The sequence below is a fragment of the Streptomyces sp. NPDC058326 genome (genome assembly GCF_042879855.1).
Classification (GTDB): Bacteria; Actinomycetota; Actinomycetes; order Streptomycetales; family Streptomycetaceae; genus Streptomyces.
Map to the genome: position 1 here is coordinate 219,942 of NZ_JBHVZO010000010.1, position 16,725 is coordinate 236,666.

Genomic DNA, 16,725 nt, shown 5'->3' on the forward strand with positions numbered 1-16,725 from the left:
TCAACGGCCCACCGGGTGCACCCCGTCACTCCCCGTCCCCCTGCTGGTGCGCTCAGCGCACCAGCAGGTCGAGCAGCCGTTCGACCTCAGCCTCCGGGTCCGCGGTGAGTCCGGTGTGCACGGGCCCCGGCTGGACGACCGTGGAGCGCGGCGCGATCAGCCAGCGGAAGCGCCGCCCCGCGTCGTCCCGCGCGGCCTGACCCGCGGCGTCCCCCCCGAGACACACCCCCTCGACCGCGCGCAGCGCGGCCCGGACACCGGTCACGTCGGCCGCCGGGTCGAGCGCCGCCAGCTTCTTCTCGTCCAGATGCGTACGGGCGGCGACGAAGGAGCGGGCGCGGCAGTAGACGACCACCCCGGCGTTGAAGTACTCGCCGCGCTCGACCCGCGGCACCACGCGCAGCAGCGCGTACTCGAAGACATCGCGGTCGGTCACGGGGTGCTGTCCTTCTCGGTGGAGTACGTGCGGGGCACGAGGCGCTCGGCGAGCCAGCCGGGCGGCTGCTGCGGGCGGCTCTCGGTGCGCGGGCCGAGCGTGATCCGCTCGTGGATGGTGGCGGCGCGCGACAGCAGCGCCTCGACGTACGCGGCACGCACCTCGTCCGTACTGTCGAAGCCGGGCTCGTCGACGAGCCACTCGTCGGGCACGTCGGCGGCGACCTCGTCGAGCAGCTCGCGGGTGACGAGCGGCGCGAGATCGGCGGCCGCCGCGGCGACGTCCGGGGCGAAGGGGGCGAGCGCGTGGTCGGAGGCGTCGTATCCCTTGGCGGCGGAGGTCTGCGCGCCCGGCCAGTTGTGGTGCCAGATCATGGTGGCGCCGTGGTCGATGAGCCACAGGTCGCCGTGCCAGACGAGCATGTTCGGGTTCCGCCAGGAGCGGTCGACGTTGTTGATGACGGCGTCGAACCAGACGACCTTGCCGGCCTCCGCGGGGTCCACCTCGTACGCCAGCGGGTCGAAGCCCAGCGACCCGGGCAGGAAGTCCATCCCCAGATTGAGCCCGCCGCTCGCCTTCAGCAGCTCCTGCACCTCCTGGTCGGGTTCGGAGAGCCCGATGACGGGGTCGAGCTGGATGGCGACGAGCTCCGGCACCCGCAGCCCGAGCCTGCGGGCGAGCTGCCCGCAGATGACCTCGGCGACGAGGGTCTTGCGCCCCTGTCCGGCGCCGGTGAACTTCATGACGTACGTGCCGAGATCGTCGGCCTCGACGATCCCGGGGAGCGAGCCGCCCTCACGCAGGGGCGTGACATAGCGGGTCGCTACAACCTCTTCCAACACTTTCCCAGGCCACCCATCTCTTCAGCCTTGCAGTCCGGGGACGGCTTCGTCGGGGCGTGGAGGCGGGAAACCGCCGGTCGGCGGCGCTGGAAAGAATCCGGGGAGTTCCGGCCGCCTGGCCGGTCTCCCCGATCCCCCGAGCAGTCCGTCGAAGGTGCCGCGCCCCTTGCTGCCGGCCTCCGGCATGAAGTGAGCATCGTAACCGGGGGTGATCGCGGGCGAGGAGTGGCCGAGCCACCACCACTGGACTTCGTGAGCGTTGCCGGGAAACGTCGTGCCTCTGGGGCGGTCGACTCCCGTGCGTCAGTGGTACAACAGCGAGCGCGGCACGGGTCACGGGCTCGGGAACCACTCCCGCGGATCCTGCGTGAAGCCTTGACGGTGTACTCGGCGGGTGGAGGGGATCTGATGAAAACGCGGACCATGGTGAGCGCGGCGGTATCGGCCTGCGTAGTGCTGGCGGCGTCCGCCTGCGGGCCGGAGAAGGCGAAGGACGACGCGGCCGCGAAGCCTTCGCAGCCGGCCGCGTCCACGACGACGAAAGGGCCGCCGGCTTCGCCGTCCGCGTCGGCCGGCACCGGGAAGCCGTCGGCCGCCCCTACCGGCAAGCAGCCCGCGCCCATGACGAAGGAGCGCGCGATCCAACGGTACGAGCAGTACCTCCACGGCCTTGGACGTGAGGACATCGAAACGGTCTGCGAAGTGGCCGGGCCGGGCGCGAAGAAGGCTCAAGACCAGGGATTCGGTCCGTGCACGTCGACGTACGTCATCGTGTTCCAGATGATCTCGCCGGAGCAGAAGAAGGCCCTGCGAACCGCGACCGTCGATCCGCGGCGCGTCGTCGTGCGCACCCTCGACAAGATCGAGATGCCGCTCGAAGCGGTCAGGTCCTCCGCCACCTTCACCGAGAGCGACCTCGGCAGCTACACCCTGGAATACCTCAAGAACGACTATTACATCACCGACGGACAGTGACCTGCGCCGGCCGCCCGGCCGCGACCGGCTCTCCGCGCCACAGGGCGCCGGTGGGACGGCGGCCCTGTGCGCGGTGCGGTCCGACCGTGGGGTCCGGTCGGGGGTCAGTCGAGGAAGTGGAACTCCGGCCTCGGGTGCATGAGGAAGTCGTGGTGGGAGATGTTCCACGCGTACGCGCCCGCCAGGGCGAACGCCACCCGGTCCCCAGCCCGCAGGCCGGGCGCTGGAACGTGTCGGGCGAGGAGGTCCTTGGGGGTGCACAGCTGGCCGGTGAGGGTGACCGTGTCGGATCCGGCGGCGGGGCGCGGCCAGGGGTGGGGCCAGGCGTCCACGGGCAGCACCGCGCAGGGCTGGTCGTGGCCCTTGGTCGCGGGGGTACGCAGATGGTGGGTGCCGCCGCGTACCACCGCGAAGTCCTCGCCGTGGCTGCGCTTCACGTCCAGGACCTCGGTGGCGTACCAGCCGCAGTACGCGGTCAGGGCACGGCCCGGCTCGATGCGCAGCGTCAGGTCCGGGTGCTCCGCCATGAGCTGGGCGAGCCCCTTGCCGTAGACGGACCACTCGAAGCGGCGTTCGGGGGTGGTGTAGTCGACGTGCATGCCACCGCCGACGTTGACCTCGGCGAGGCGGACACGATGACGGGCGGCGAGCCCCGTGGCCCAGCGGACGACCGACTCGGCGACGCCGACCTGCTCCTCCGCCTCCAGGCCGCTGGCCAGGTGGGCGTGGACGCCGAGGAGCCGCAGGTGCGGGAGCGTGCCGCCGGTCAGCAGGGCGACGGCGGTGTCGGCGTCGGCGGGATCGAGGCCGAACGGGGTCGGCCGGCCGCCCATGGCGAGCGCGCTGCCCTCCAGAGAGGCGGCGGACAGCGGCAGGTTGAAGCGGAGGAGGACGTCGACGGGCGTGTCCGGGGTCCGGCGGGAGGCGAGCTCGGCGAGCATGCTCAGCTCGTGGAGGCTCTCGACGTGGAAGCGCTCCACTCCGAGGTCCAGGGCCGCGGCGATCTCGGCGGGAGTCTTGCCGGGGCCCCCGAACGCGAGCGGCCGGCCGGGCACGGCGCGGCCCACGTGGGCCAGTTCGCCGCCGGACGACACCTCGTAGCCGTCGACGTACGGCGAGAGCGCATCGAGGAGTTCCGGTTCGGGGTTGGCCTTGGCGGCGTAGTAGAGCTCCACCCGCTCGGGCAGCGCGGCCCGTACGGCCGCGGCGTGCTCGCGCAGCGCCGCCAGGTCGTAGACGTAGGCGGGCAGGCCGTCGGAAGGCAGGTCGAGGACGAGGTCGCGCACGGTGCGCGTGAGGACGGTCATCGGGCGTTGCTCCACGAGTCGTCGGCGGCCTCGGACAGCACGTCCTCGGCGAGCGGGGAGGGCAGGCGGACATAGCCGGCCTCGCGGTCGGCCTTGCGCTCCCAGCGGGTGAGCAGGTTGGCCTTGGCCGGCAGCGGCACGCCGGCGAGGAGTGCGGCGAGCCGGGGCGGACAGCCGTGGCGGTCGGCGTACGCCTTGAGGGTGGCGCGGACCTGGGCCCACAGGGCGGGCTCGGTCTCGGGGTGCAGATCGGCGACGGCCGCGAGCATCTCGGCGATGTGGTTGACGAACAGGCAGTACGCCACCCGGTCCCAGCCGCGCTCCGCGTCGTACGTGAGGGGACCGGCCACCTCGGCGGGCAGCGAGGCGAGGGTGGCGGCGTGGTGCTCGGGCAGCAGCTTGGTGCCCTCCAGGTCGCGGAAGAGGACCTGCGCGGGCATGCCGTCGTCGTCGACGCAGACGACCACGTTCTGCAGGTGGGGCTCCAGGACCAGGCCGTGGTCGAAGTACGCCGCCAGCACGGGCGGGACGAGGAGCTTGAGGTAGGCGGCCCACCACTCCGACGCGGTGCCGGGTCCTGCGCCGTCGAGGAGGCGGGAGATGTGGCCGGGCCCGCTGGGGTACTCGTCGGCGACGGCGGCGGCGAGGAGCGGGGTGGTGCCGGGCAGGAGCCGGGCGGCGAGGCCCTCGCGGACGATCACGCCGAAGCCTTCGAGCAGGGCGCGGTCGGGGGTGCCGTCGGGTCCGGGCAGGGCGAGGCTGCGGTAGGCGGGCTCGCGGAGCATGGCGCTGCCGGGGAACCGGTCGGTGAGCTCGTCGAGGACGGGCGCGAGGAGCCGGGTCAGGGCCACGGCGCCGGTGAGCTCGTAACTCGCGTTCTTCCGCAGGCAGTTGGTGATGCGGACGTTCAGGCTGAACTTGAGGAAGGTGTCACCGTCGTAGAGGGTGCGGACGGAGGCGGTGGCGGCGAAGGGGTTGCCGCCGACTCCCAGGTCCAGGATGTCGCCGCGGTCGAGGGCGGCGCGCAGTGCGGGGTGGCCGCTCAGCATCTCGTACTGCCAGGGGTGGGCGGGCAGCAGCCGGTAGCCCTCCGGGACGCCGTCCGCGAGGCGGTCGAGGGGTGCGGCGGCCGCCGGGTCGGCGGTCTCCTGGATGATCAGGCTCTCGCGGACGGCGAGGTGGCGCAGCGGGAAGGCGGAGCCCACCTCGGGGGCGTACGCCAGCCAGGAGGCGGCGTCGCCGGTGCGGGCCTTGGGGGTGGGGTGGAAGCGGTGGCCGAAGAGCAGGGACTGCTCCGAGGCGAGGTAGGTGTCCCGGGCCGCCGGGCCGCCGGCGACGCGGGCGTCGAGCGCGGCCGTGATGGCCTGGTGGCTGGAGGCGATCTGGTCGAGGAACTCGTCGTTGCGCACCCCCGTGCGCAGCGACAGCTCGTCCTGGACGTGGGCGGCGAGGCGTCTCCAGTCGATGCGCTCCCAGTCGCCGTCGCGCTGCTCCTGGACGGGGCCGGCGAACCGGTGCGCGCCGAGGAGGGAGGTGCGGCGCAGCGCCGCGCGGAGCAGCACACCGCGGCGGGGCAGGCGCAGCAGCAGATGGCCGTCGCTCGCGGCGGTCTGGTGCTCCGGTCCGGACACCTCGCGCAGCAGGCAGTTGAGAAGGGTGTGCGCCACGACCGTGTCCGCGTCGGGAAGTCCGACCGGGGTGGCGGGGCGGCGGGCAGTGCCCTGGGTTCGGGGCAGCGACATCAACGGCTCCAGCGGTGGCGGCGGAGGGCGGTCACGAGGGGGAGAGCGGTGGGAACGATCGTGGCCAGAGCCACGGCGGTGCCCGTGAGGACCGGGGCGACCGGTCCGAAGAAGCTGTTGCCGACGGCGGCGGCGATGCCGGCCGCGACGGCGCCGGCTTTCGAGAAGAACTCGAGCGAGCCGAACATGCCGCCGGGCGCTCGGCCCTTGGCACAGTCGGCGGCCAGCACGGAGAGGCAGACGAGCCCGAGGGTGAGACCGACTCCGAGCACGAGACGTACGGCGGTGAGAAGGGCCGGCGAGTCGGCCACGCCGTGTCCGGCGAGACCGAACGCGATACAGAGGAAGCCGACGGCGAGGCCGAGCCGGGGGCGCGGGTGGAACGCCTTGTGCACCGCCATCGCCGTGACCAGGTAACACAGGTGCGGCAGGGCGAACAGGACTCCGGAGACGGCCGGGGATGTGCCGGGGATCCGCTCGTCGATGAGCGAGACGAGGTAGGGGAAGGAGATCACGGTGGAGAAGACGAAGGCGAACTCCAGGGCGTAGAGCACCCGGAGGGAGGTCATCGGCGCCGCGGCGGTCTCCGCCTCCGGTGCCGTCTCCACCTCCTTCTCCCCGTCCGTCTGCGGGATGTCCTTCGGTGTCGGAGTCTCGGCGCGCCGCCCGCCCCGCGACTCCGGGAGCGCGCAGATCAGCAGGGCGGCGGTGAGCGGAAGCGCTGCCAGCAGGGCGTACTGCCGGTGCGGGGACAGCCAGGGCGAGAGGGAGCCCACGACGATCGGTGCGACGACGAGGGCGGCGCGTGCCGCGCCCTGCATGAGGGTGAGCGCCTTCGACAGGGCCGGCCCTTCCAGCGCCGCGCCCAGGTAGCCGTTGGAGGCTGCGAATGTGCCGCCGAGGATGCCCTGGAGGACGAGTGCGGCGGTGAACGTGACGATCGAGTCGGACCAGCCGGCGAGGAGGAACGATACGGCGAGCCCGAGCTGGGCGCGCAGCAGCAGGCGCCTGCGGCCGTAGCGGTCCGCGAGGCGGCCCCAGAAAGGCGCGCCGATGGCGCCGAAGACGGTCGGGACGATGTAGAGCACGCCGGCCCAGCGGGCGGTGGGGTCGCCGAGCTCCGGCAGGATCTGGGTCAGGAAGGGCGGCAGGCCGAGCGCGGCGAAGGACGCCACGAAATAGCATCCGGCGACGGCGTGCACCTGACGACGGGCGAGTACCGGCGCGTTCGTCACGGGCGTGCCGGACGCGCCCGTGCGTTTCGGCGGGGCCGAGGTGGCGCTCATCGACCGCTCCCCCTCAGGTAGTTGGGGCCGGTGGTGTAGTGCTTGTTGATGTCGGCGGCGCCCGACCGTTCCTTGGACAGCAGCGTTCCGGCGGTGACCATGGCCTTGACCGGGAGTTCCGGGGCGTCCAGGAGGTGCGCGCGGAGTACGGCTCCGGGTTCGCCCGGGCCGGTTCCGAGCCGTTCGACGGCCTCGGTGAGCCGGTCCCGTACCAGCGCGAGCAGACGAGTGAGCGGGGCTCGGCCGTGGTGGGCCAGGCCGAAGGCGTAGGCGCCGGCGCACAGGTGCACGGTGATGGTGGTGAACAGGTCGGTGACGGCCCGGTCGTCGTCGCCGAAGACGCGGGGGTCGTCGAACGCGGCGGGGTCGGGCGCACCGGCGCCCAGAGCGTCGGAGAGCCGGCGAATGTTGATGCGCGGGCCGTCGTTGTCCTTGAGCAGCAGCCGGAGCCGACTGCCGCCGTCCGCCCGCCGGTCGAGGACGAGCGAGATGTTCTGCTGGTGGGACTCCAGGGCGATGCCGTAGCCGAAGAGCGTGGTCTGCCAGTCGAACAGCAGGCCGAGCACGGCGTCGAACAGGGCCACCGGGTCCCCGCCGTGGAACCGGTCCGCGAGGTGGTCGATCACCAGCCTGCCGCCGGGGGCCTCGCTGAGCAGCGCCGCCATGGGGATGACGACGGAGTCGTCGAGGCCGGCCGGGTAGCGGCGGCACAGGACGGCGAGGAGCTCGTGTCCGGCGTGGGCGTACACCGTCTCATCGGCGTGCAGGATCGTTTCGCGGAACCGTTCCTCCCGGGCGATCACGGCTTCGAGGAGCCGCTGACCCGCCGCGCCGTCCACGAGCGTCCCGGGCTTGATGGTGCGTCGGTTGCGCAGTCCCAGGGTCGCGGTGGCCAGCGGCAGCTTGAGATGCAGGGACGATTCTTCGGCCAGGGCGACGGTCCGCATGGACAGGGTCGGTACGACCTCCAGATGCGGCAGCGGGGCAAGCACCGCACGCTCGTGCAGGCCGGACGCGCGCAGCGCCTCCTCCAGCGGCGCGCCCACCGTCAGGGGGTGGACGGGCAGCGCGAGGTGGCTGCGGGCGAGCTCGGGCAGCCCCAGGTCGGCCGGCGAAGGCCAGCGGGCGGGCAGCCGGTCGGTGCCTCCCGGCGCTGTGACGGCGTCGTGAGGCACAGCGACCCAGCGCAGGGCGAAACGCGGGTGGAACTCGGGTGCGTGCGCCCGCACCTGATCGTCGTCCAGGCCCGAGCGGCCGCGCGCCGTCGGATACACGGGGTGGTCGAGGCGGGCGGCGAGCGTGTCGAGCGCGAGTCCCCGCGCGAATCCGGTCCAGCGGGCGGGGTCGTCCCCGTGGAGGCCGGCGAGTCGGGCGGCGGTCTCCACGCGGGTCCGCTCGTGCAGCCGCATGGTGGCGAGGGTCTGCCGGCACTCCTCGGTGTACGCGTCGAAGCCGGGATGGTCGACGGGCTCGGCCAGAGCCTTGAGGGCGGCGACGACCGTGTCGTACGTGGTGAGGGTGCTGCCGTCCGACTCCCGGACGAGCAGCGGGAGCCGGGCCGCGTAGACGCTCTGGAAGCCGTCCTCGGCAACGGGCATCAGCAGGGCGTCGGTGTCGTCGGTGGCGCGGCGCAGCCATGGGCCGTCCGCCCGCCGGACGAGGGTGCTCCGGCTGCGCAGTCCGACGACGTCCTCGCGCAGCAGCGCGGACAGCACCCGCAGGAGCAGTTCCCGTTCGGCGGTTCCCTGGTCGCGTGCCGCCTCGGCAAGACTCGTCACGGCGTGATCTCCCAGCGCTGCGCGGCCAGGAAGTCCGCGACGACCCGGTCGACGGTCGCCTGGTCGGTGCCGACGGCCCGCAGCACACCGAGGTAGTCGCGGTTGGTGCGGTAGAGCTCGTGCCGCTCTCCGGTCTCGCGCAGCGGGCGGTAGGTCAGCTTCACCCCGTCGACGTCGAGGTCGGCAGCGCCGGGGGCGGACCGAAGCGTCCCGGCGGCTTCGGCGCAGGGGTATTCCAGACGGGCGGCGCCGTCGGTGCGGGCCCCGAGATCGGCGGGGAGCGGCTCGCCGAGATGCGTGCGCAGGATGTGCTCGAAGATCGGGATGCCGAGGAGCTGGGCGAGCAGCAGGTCGCACTGGTCGCCGATGGCCCGGTAGTTGACCTCGATGATGCGGGCACGGCCCTCGTGGACGACGAACTCGGTGTGGCAGACGCCGAAGCCGACGCCGAGGGCGTCGAGCTGGGCAAGGACCTGCCGGGTGATGGGCTCGGGATGCGCGGGGACGAAAGTCAGCCGCTCCTCGATGAAGTACGGCGGCGGCGACAGCTGGGTGTGGAATCCGCCGAGCACGTGGCGGAGGCGTCCGTCCCCGAGCGTCTCCAGGGTGTACAGCTCGCCGGCCAGGAACTCCTCCACGACGAGCGCCGCCTCGGGCCGCCGGGCCTGTATCTCCTTGCAGCGGACGAGGAGTTCGTCGCCGTCCTGGGCGAGGACGACGTCCTCGCTCGCGACTCCCTCGCGCGGCTTGACCACGCACGGATAGGGCACGTCGAGTCCGGTGAGAACGGACGGGTCCTGGCCGGCCGGGAGTTCGGTCGACCAGACGGTGTCGGCACCGGTCAGGGCCAGGTGACGGCGCAGGTGCGCCTTGTCCTTCGCGCGCAGAGCGGCCCGCCAGTCCTTGGCGGGCAGACCGAAGTAGTCGGCTGCCAGCGCCGCCTGGGTCTGGAGGTGGTCGCTGTTGGTGAAGACGGCGTCGGGACGGTGGTGGGTGGCGATCCGGGTGATGACGGCGCGGAAGTCGCGTACGTCACACGCCAGGACCTCGATGTCCGGGGCGGTCCTGCGGTGGGCGTCCGGCTGGTCCGTCAGAACGGTGACGTCGAGACCGAGCCGGGCCGCTGCGGGGAGGAACCCTTCGGTGACCGAGTCGGTGGGGTTCAGGGCGAGCAGGTACAGCCGCATGGGAAGCCGGGGCCTTCCGGTGAGGGGAGGGTGCGGAGCTCGTCCGCGCGCACACGCGGCCGTGACGCCGACTTTAGGTTAGGCAACCCTAAGGATTCAACTCCGCCTTGACGACAGCAGCGTTGAGACCGGGACCTCCTGGCGTGTTGATCTCCGACTACCCCCATCAACGCTAAGGTAAGCCTGACCTCACTTACTTGCGTGAAGGAGCTCCGATGAGCGAGGCCCCGGGGTCGTGGACCGCCGCGACGGGCACGGCCGAGCGCCACACCCTCACCGACACGTGCGCCCTCACCGGCACCTACTCGCGCCTCATCGCCGCCTGCGACGCGCTCGACGCCCGGACCGTCGATCCGTACGCGCCGGACGATGCCGCCGCCGAAATCCGCGACGGCTCCGAACTGGCCGGTGACGCGGCCGCGTTGGACGCCTTCCTCGCCGCCTCGGCGGCCCGCATCACCGCCCGTCACGGCCACGCCCCCCGCACGGACGTCGCGGCCTCGCGGGCGTTGCACGACTACCTGTGGTCCGTCAGCCTGCTGATGAGCGGCGCCTGGTACCTGGATCGCCGGGTGCCGCGCATCGCACCGCGCGACATCCGCGTGAACCTGACGACGGGCGAGATCGGCATCGTCCCCGGTCAGGAGTTCGCCTGTCTGCCGGACGACCCGGCGGCCGCAGCCGGCGCCGCCCGGATCGTGGGCCACGAGGAGGAGTTGCGCGCCGAGTTGCGCGCCGCCGTCGTCGACCACGTGGGCCCGCTGCTGGCCGCGATCGGCCCGTCGATACGGCGCGGACCACGCGCCCTGTGGGGCATGGTCGCCGACGACCTGGTCTCGGGCATCTGGTACCTCGGCCGGATGACGAACCAGGAGGAGCACGCGGTGCGGGCGGCGACCGAGCTGCTCCCGACGGCGATCCCGCCCTTTCCGGGGGGGGCGGATTTCCGGCGCCTCACGGGCCGCGACGGCCGCCGCCACCCGACCCGCACGCGACTCGGCTGCTGCCTGTACTACACGCTGGACCCGGAGCGGCCGTGCTCGACCTGCCCGAGGACCTGCGACGCCGAGCGACTGCGCCGACTCGAGGACGAGGACTGAGCTCCGTACGGTACGGACGGCGCGGGGCTGGGCTGCGTACCGCACGAACGACGCGGACCGAGCTCCGTACCGCACGGACGGCACAGGACTGAGCCCCGTACCGCACCAACGGCACAGGACTGAGCTCCGTACCGCACCAACGGCCCACGACCTGCGCGGCATACGACGGCGGGCCGGTGCCCACGGTGTCAACGCACCGCCGGCACCGGCCCGCCCGGTCGCAGGTCCCGCCTACTTCGCCGGGTCGACCTTGAAGATCTTCGCCATGTCGTCGAGCACCAGGTCGGCGCCCTGGAGCGAGACGGAGGTCATCCAGATGGCGTCCTCGACCTCGTGGACGTTGCCCTTCTGGACCGCGCCCAGACGCTTCCACAGCGGGTTGGCAAGGAACTTCTTCTTCCGCTCCTCACCGCCCGAGAACGTGGTCATGAAGATGTGGTCCGCGTCGGCCTGGCCGATCTGCTCCTCGCTGATCTCGATGTTGAACTCCTTCTCGTCCTGCTGGTTGGCAGGCCGGGCGAGTCCCATGTCGGTCAGGATGATGCCGCTGAAGGTCTTGGGCAGGTAGACGCGCGTCGGACCGTCCAGGAAGCGGACCAGGGAGTAGGTCTGCTTGGGGTTCTTGGCGTTGATCGCGTCGCCGACCTTCTTCGCGCGCGTCGTGTACGCGGAGAGCTTGTCAGCCGCCTTCTTCTCCTCGCCGAGCGCCGTGCCCAGGAAGGTGACGTTCTCCTTCCAGATCGGACCCGTGGTCTCCACGAAGACGGTCGGCGCGATCTTGCTGAGCTGGTCGTAGAGGTCCTCGTGACGCACCGTCGCCGACACGATGAGGTCCGGCTTGAGGGCGGCGATCGCCTCGAGGTTCGGGCTGTCCATCGGACCGACGTCCTTGGTGTTCTTCACCGCTTCACCGAGGTAGGGCGGGAAGCCCTTCTGGTCCCGGTACGAGCCGATGCCGCCGACCAGCGGGGCGTCCAGCGCGACGACGGCCTCGACGAGGCTGTTGTCCAGCGCCACCACGCGCCGGGGCTTCGACTTGATCTCCGTCTTGCCCTTGTGGTGGGTGACGGTGCGAGGGAAGCCCGCGTCGGACGCCGGGGCCGGCTTGTCAGCGGCGGGCTTGTCGTCGCCCTTGCCACCTCCGCAGGCGGCCACGGAGAAGGCCAGAGCGGCGGTGAGCAGGGCAGCGGCGAACCGGCCGGGCCGGCGGCGCTGGGCGAGGGTGTTCATGGGTCTCCCATACACGGACTGTTCCGATAGGCAGGACGGGGAATACCACCCAGCTATCGCTTAGGCAAGGCTTACCTATGAGGGCGCTGTGAGAATAGCGCCTGTCCGTGACCGGATCCACACGGTGGGGTGCTCGTACACACAACCGTTAGGCGTGCCTTACCTTGTGCAGGTGTCTCTGAAGCCCGTCGCAGAAGGTGCGGCCGCCGCGCCCCCGCCCTCCCCACCGCCTCGCACGACCCCACGAATCGCGGCGCGTGGCGTCGTCGCGGTCCTCCTCGTCACCGCGCTCGTCGCCGCGGCCTGCGCCTCGCTCGCCATCGGAACCAAGGCCGTGCCGCTCTCCGACGTCCTGCACGCGATCGGCGGCGGAACGGACGGCGACGCGGTCGTGATCCGTGAACTGCGCATGCCCCGCACCTTCCTGGGCCTTCTCGTCGGGCTGGCGCTCGGCGCCGCCGGGGCCGTCGCCCAGGACATCACCCGCAATCCGCTGGGAGACCCCGGTCTCATCGGCATCAGCGCGGGTGGCGCGTTCGCCGTCGCGGTCGGCATCGGGGCCTTCGGGCTGACCAGTTCGTACGAATACATATGGTTCGCCTTCCTCGGCGGGGCTCTCGCGGGCCTCATCGCCTACGCCGTCGGAGGAACCGGATACGGCGGTGCCACGCCGGCCAAGCTGGCCCTGGCCGGCGCGGCCGTCACCGTACTCCTCGACGCCGGCACCAACACCCTGGTGCTGCTCGACGTCCGCACCCTGGACCAGTACCGCTTCTGGGCCGTGGGCTCGCTCGCCGGACGTGACGCCCAACTGGGCGTGGAACTGCTGCCGTTCATCGTCGTCGGCCTGCTGCTCGCGATCGGGCTGAGCGGCCGGTTCAACGCACTGGCTCTCGGTGACGACCTCGCCACCACCCTCGGCACCAAGGTCCGTACCACCCGCCTCCTCGGCGCCCTCACGGTGATCCTGCTGACGGGCGCCGCCGTCGCGGCGGCCGGGCCCGTCACCTTCGTCGGGCTGGTCGTCCCCCATGTCATCCGGGCGTTCACCGGGCCGGACGCCCGCTGGCTCGTGCCCTGTTCGGCGCTCGGCGGCGCCACGCTGATGCTGAGCGCCGATGTCGTCGGGCGCATGGTCGCCCGGCCCGGCGAACTGGAAGCCGGAGTGGTCACCGCCATGCTCGGCGCCCCGTTCCTCGCCCTGCTCGTCAAGCGCGGCAAGCTCAAGGAGCACACCCGATGAGCGCCCGGCAGAAAGCCGTCCCGCGCCCGGCCCTCCGCGTGGAAGCCGGCCCGTTCGGCGCCGCCGTCCGCCTCCGGGTCCTTCTCACCATCGTCGCGCTGAGCCTGGTGGGCTTCGCGGGCCTCGTCGCCTCGGTGTCGCTCGGCACCTTCGCCATCCCCGTCGGCGAGGTCCTGGGGGCCGTCCTCGGCACGGGTGACGGCGCGGCCGACCTGATCATCCAGCAGCTGCGGCTGCCCAGGGCCCTCACCGCCCTGCTGGTCGGCGCGGCGTTCGGCCTGGCCGGCGCCGTCTTCCAGGCGGTGAGCCGCAACCCGCTCGCCAGCCCCGACCTCATCGGCATCTCGGCGGGCGCCGGCGTCGGCGCGGTCGGTGCCATCCTGTTCGGCGGCGTCACCGCCGCGGGCGCCGCGACGTTCGGCGCGGTGCCCTTCGGAGCGCTGGCCGGCGCGCTCCTCACCTCCGCCGTCATCTACCTGCTGGCCTTCCGGGACGGCACCATCACCGGCTACCGCTTCGTGCTCGTGGGCATCGCCGCGAACGGCGCTCTGGTCGCCCTCACCCGCTGGATGCTCGCCCGCGCCGACATCGACCAGGCGTCCCGCGCCATGGTGTGGCTCACCGGCAGCGTCAACGGACGCGGCTACGAGCACGTCCAGTGGGCCGGCCTCGCCCTGGCGCTGCTGCTTCCGCTGACCGTCGCGCTGGCCCGCCCGTACCAGCTCCTCCAGTACGACGACGACACGGCCCGCAGCCTCGGTGTGCCGCTCCGGCACGCCCGCATCGCCCTGCTCGTCCTCGCCACCTGTCTGACCGCGCTCGCCACCTCGGCGGCCGGCCCGATCGCCTTCATCGCGCTCGGCGCACCGCAGATCGCCCGCCGGCTCGCCGGCACCCCCGGCATCCCGATGGTGTGCAGCGCGTTCACCGGCGCCGTCCTGCTGATCCTCGCCGACCTTGCCGCCAGGACCGTCCTGGACCCGACCGAGCTGCCCGTCGGCGTGCTCACCGGCGCCGTCGGCGCCCCCTACCTGCTGCTGCTCCTCGCCCGCACCAACCGGGCCGGAAAGGGAGGCTGACATGACCTCACAGCTCACCGAAGCCGTCGCCGCCCTCGCCGGCACGGGACTGCGCCTCGGGTACGGCGACCGCGTCGTCGCCGAGAACCTTGACCTGGCCATCCCGTCAGGCAGGATCACGGCGCTCGTCGGCCCCAACGCCTGCGGCAAGTCCACCGCCCTGCGCGCCCTCGCCCGTCTTCTGAAGCCGGCGGGCGGCACCGTCCACCTGGACGGTGAGGACATCGCCGGCATGTCCGCCCGCGACTTCGCGCTGCGTCTCTCCCTGCTCCCCCAGGCCCCCAGCGCTCCCGACGGCATCACCGTCCGGGACCTGGTGGCCCGCGGTCGCACGCCGCATCAGCGCTGGTGGCGCCAGTGGTCCTCCACCGACGAGACCGCCGTGGACGCCGCCCTGACCGCCACCGGAACCGCGGACCTGGCGACCCGGTCCATCGACGAACTCTCCGGTGGCCAGCGGCAGCGCGTCTGGATAGCGATGGCACTCGCCCAGGACACCCCCGTCCTGCTGCTCGACGAGCCGACGACCTATCTGGACCTGGCCCACCAGGTCGACGTCCTCGAACTGGTCGCGGAACTCAACCGTACCGACGGCCGCACGGTGGTGATGGTCCTCCACGAGCTGAACCTCGCCTGCCGCTACGCCGACCATCTCGTCGCCATGCGCGAGGGCCACGTCATCGCCGCCGGCGCCCCCTCGGACATCGTCACCCCGGCCCTGGTGCAGGAGGTCTTCGGCCTGCGCGCCGCGGTCATCCCCTGCCCGGTGGCCGGCACACCCCTGGTCGTACCGGAAGGCGGCCGCCGAACGGAGCGGGTGTGACGCCGCATCACCGCAGGTCGGTGGAGCGCACGTAGGAGCCGGCGGTGGGGTGGCCCTGGGCGTCGCGCAGGTGTCACCTCGTCAGCGCGTCGCCCAGGGCGGAACCCCGACCACCGGGGCCACACCCGACAGTTCCTCAGCGGTCCTGTCCGGGGCGGCCCCGGGTGTCACGGGCGGGTGGGTGTCATCCGTCGGCTCGTCGCCGCATCACCCCCGTTCCCTCGTGCCGGTCCGGGCGTCGTCGGGGGCGTTCGGGCCGCTCGCGGGGCAGCAGGGCCACCGCCACCAGCAGGGGGACGAGGACGAGCAGCGAGAAGGTCACGCGCCCTCCCCCGCGCACTCCTTTCCGTGACGGGCGCGTCGTCGCGCGGTGGGTGGAGAGGCGCCCCAGGCAGCTGCGCGCAGCCGTTCCATCGCCGGGGTGATGCCGGTCAGCCGCAGTCTCCGGCCCCGGTCCGTCCAGTCCGTGAGGATCCGCAGGAGAGCGGAGTCCGCGAAGGTGACGCGTGAGGTGTCGAGGACGAGCCGGTGGTAGCCGTGGACGGGCGCGACGGCCAGCATCACCCTCAGCGGCCCCGCAGTGTGATGGTCGACCTCGCCGTGGAGTTCGACCCGCAGGGTGTGCGCGTCGGGGGTGGTGCAGGAACGGACGCTTATGGCGCAGGGCGCGGAGTCCGCACCCTGGTCCAGCGGTCCGGCGCCCGACGGGGCGGCAGGGGTGGAAGGGGCGGCCAGTATCGGAACGTTGCTTGCGGTACTCACACCGGGCCAACGGGGCGGGGGCCGCGGACGGCACGCCGGCTCACCCCGCTGGACCGCGGATGCGCACGTGCGGGGGAAATCAGTCACTCGTACGAGCCACGGGCGCGTCCCCGGACGGGCGCCGGGGCACCGGCGCCCGCCGCCCCGCTCGGGCCCTACTCGGGCATCAGCACGGTGTCGACGATGTACACGGTGGCGTTGGCCGTGGGGACGTTGCCGCAGACGACCTTCGAGGAGTCGTCGACGGTGTACGCCTCGCCCGACCCCTCCGTGGTGAGCATGCCCTTCTGAAGGGTCTCGAAGGAGCCGTTCTCCAGCTGCTCGGGCGTCAGCTTCTGGCCGACCACGTGGTACGTGAGGATCTTGGTCAGCTGCTCCTTGTCGGCCAGCAGCTTGTCCAGGTCGGCCTTGGGGATCTTCGCGAAGGCGTCGTCGGTGGGCGCGAACACGGTGATGTCCCGCGCGTTGTTGAGGGTGTCCACCAGGCCGGCCTGCTTGACGGCGGCCACCAGCGTGGACAGCTCCGGGTTGTTCGAGGCGGCCGTGGCGACGGGGTCCTTCGCCATACCGTCGAAGGAGCCGGCACCGTCCTCGGGCACCGAGGCGCAGGCCGGGCCGAACGGGCCGTCGGCGGCCGCGTCCGTCCCGGTCGAGGGCGCGTTCTCGGACGGCGCGGTCGCCGAGGCCGGGGATCCGGCCTCGGTCCTGGTGCCCGAGCCGGAGTCCGAGCAGGCGGCCAGGGCGAAGGGCAGCGCTGCCGCGGCTGCCACGGCGACGGCGGCGCGGCGGAGGCGAGGAGCGTTCATGAGGAGGAACCCCTTGGATCGAGTGCGCGGTGCGTGCGCACGGGGAGGAGGGAACGGCACGACCACCCCGGCCGGGAGTGCGGTGACGCGTCCGGACCACCGGCGGGCAACTCCCGCCGCGGCCCTGTT

At 72.5% G+C, this 16,725-nt stretch carries 16 protein-coding genes; 5 read left to right on the forward strand and 11 right to left on the reverse strand.

Going from position 1 to position 16,725, the window contains the following annotated elements:
- Nucleotides 1-52 precede the first annotated feature (52 nt).
- Together ACFVYX_RS20430 and ACFVYX_RS20435 are read right to left on the reverse strand one after the other, a co-directional pair.
- On the reverse strand, nt 53-436 hold the full coding sequence (locus ACFVYX_RS20430) for a DUF3037 domain-containing protein (protein WP_389682797.1): 384 nt from the start codon (nt 434-436) through the stop codon (nt 53-55).
- Complete coding sequence (locus ACFVYX_RS20435) at nt 433-1,278, reverse strand: HipA family kinase (protein WP_389682798.1); 846 nt, start codon at nt 1,276-1,278, stop codon at nt 433-435. Before ACFVYX_RS20435 ends, ACFVYX_RS20430 begins: the two co-directional genes overlap by 4 nt.
- Nucleotides 1,279-1,686: 408 nt before the next feature.
- Between ACFVYX_RS20435 and ACFVYX_RS20440 the strand changes: the two genes are divergently transcribed.
- A complete protein-coding gene (locus ACFVYX_RS20440) occupies nt 1,687-2,253 on the forward strand; it encodes a hypothetical protein (protein ID WP_389682799.1) in 567 nt (188 codons plus the stop codon).
- Between the two features lie 104 nt (nt 2,254-2,357).
- Here ACFVYX_RS20440 and ACFVYX_RS20445 read toward each other — a convergent pair whose 3' ends face one another.
- Genes ACFVYX_RS20445 through ACFVYX_RS20465 form a run of 5 tightly spaced genes read right to left on the reverse strand, consistent with a single transcriptional unit; the run spans nt 2,358 to nt 9,553 of the window.
- A complete protein-coding gene (locus tag ACFVYX_RS20445) occupies nt 2,358-3,560 on the reverse strand; it encodes a type III PLP-dependent enzyme (protein WP_389682800.1) in 1,203 nt (400 codons plus the stop codon).
- Nucleotides 3,557-5,302, reverse strand: coding sequence for an IucA/IucC family protein (locus ACFVYX_RS20450; protein ID WP_389682801.1), 1,746 nt, complete (start codon nt 5,300-5,302; stop codon nt 3,557-3,559). The genes ACFVYX_RS20445 and ACFVYX_RS20450 overlap by 4 nt, the downstream gene beginning before the upstream one ends.
- Nucleotides 5,302-6,588: an MFS transporter gene (locus tag ACFVYX_RS20455; protein ID WP_389682802.1), complete on the reverse strand. Its 1,287-nt coding sequence runs from the start codon at nt 6,586-6,588 to the stop codon at nt 5,302-5,304. The genes ACFVYX_RS20450 and ACFVYX_RS20455 overlap by 1 nt, the downstream gene beginning before the upstream one ends.
- Nucleotides 6,585-8,366: an IucA/IucC family protein gene (locus ACFVYX_RS20460; RefSeq protein WP_389682803.1), complete on the reverse strand. Its 1,782-nt coding sequence runs from the start codon at nt 8,364-8,366 to the stop codon at nt 6,585-6,587. Before ACFVYX_RS20460 ends, ACFVYX_RS20455 begins: the two co-directional genes overlap by 4 nt.
- Nucleotides 8,363-9,553 (reverse strand): acetyl-CoA carboxylase biotin carboxylase subunit family protein, encoded by a 1,191-nt coding sequence (locus ACFVYX_RS20465; RefSeq protein ID WP_389682804.1) that lies wholly within the window; start codon nt 9,551-9,553, stop codon nt 8,363-8,365. Before ACFVYX_RS20465 ends, ACFVYX_RS20460 begins: the two co-directional genes overlap by 4 nt.
- 215 nt (nt 9,554-9,768) lie before the next feature.
- On the opposite strand from ACFVYX_RS20465, the gene ACFVYX_RS20470 reads away from it, so the two are divergent.
- The gene (locus ACFVYX_RS20470) at nt 9,769-10,653 is read left to right on the forward strand and encodes an iron-sulfur protein (protein ID WP_389682805.1); all 885 of its coding nucleotides are present in this window, start codon (nt 9,769-9,771) and stop codon (nt 10,651-10,653) included.
- A gap of 231 nt (nt 10,654-10,884) precedes the next feature.
- Here ACFVYX_RS20470 and ACFVYX_RS20475 read toward each other — a convergent pair whose 3' ends face one another.
- Nucleotides 10,885-11,883, reverse strand: a complete 999-nt coding sequence (locus ACFVYX_RS20475) for an ABC transporter substrate-binding protein (protein ID WP_389682806.1) — start codon at nt 11,881-11,883, stop codon at nt 10,885-10,887.
- A gap of 172 nt (nt 11,884-12,055) precedes the next feature.
- Between ACFVYX_RS20475 and ACFVYX_RS20480 the strand changes: the two genes are divergently transcribed.
- Genes ACFVYX_RS20480 through ACFVYX_RS20490 form a run of 3 tightly spaced genes read left to right on the forward strand, consistent with a single transcriptional unit; the run spans nt 12,056 to nt 15,028 of the window.
- Entirely contained in the window at nt 12,056-13,126 is a 1,071-nt protein-coding gene (locus ACFVYX_RS20480; RefSeq protein ID WP_389682807.1) for a FecCD family ABC transporter permease, read from the forward strand.
- A complete protein-coding gene (locus tag ACFVYX_RS20485) occupies nt 13,123-14,205 on the forward strand; it encodes a FecCD family ABC transporter permease (protein ID WP_389682808.1) in 1,083 nt (360 codons plus the stop codon). Before ACFVYX_RS20480 ends, ACFVYX_RS20485 begins: the two co-directional genes overlap by 4 nt.
- 1 nt (nt 14,206) lies before the next feature.
- Nucleotides 14,207-15,028 (forward strand): ABC transporter ATP-binding protein, encoded by an 822-nt coding sequence (locus tag ACFVYX_RS20490; RefSeq protein WP_389682809.1) that lies wholly within the window; start codon nt 14,207-14,209, stop codon nt 15,026-15,028.
- Between the two features lie 184 nt (nt 15,029-15,212).
- Here ACFVYX_RS20490 and ACFVYX_RS20495 read toward each other — a convergent pair whose 3' ends face one another.
- The 3 genes from ACFVYX_RS20495 to ACFVYX_RS20505 form a co-directional block, all read right to left on the reverse strand.
- A complete protein-coding gene (locus ACFVYX_RS20495) occupies nt 15,213-15,350 on the reverse strand; it encodes a hypothetical protein (protein ID WP_389682810.1) in 138 nt (45 codons plus the stop codon).
- On the reverse strand, nt 15,347-15,790 hold the full coding sequence (locus ACFVYX_RS20500) for an STAS domain-containing protein (protein WP_389682811.1): 444 nt from the start codon (nt 15,788-15,790) through the stop codon (nt 15,347-15,349). The genes ACFVYX_RS20495 and ACFVYX_RS20500 overlap by 4 nt, the downstream gene beginning before the upstream one ends.
- 155 nt (nt 15,791-15,945) lie before the next feature.
- A complete protein-coding gene (locus tag ACFVYX_RS20505) occupies nt 15,946-16,596 on the reverse strand; it encodes a fasciclin domain-containing protein (protein WP_389682812.1) in 651 nt (216 codons plus the stop codon).
- Nucleotides 16,597-16,725: the final 129 nt, after the last annotated feature.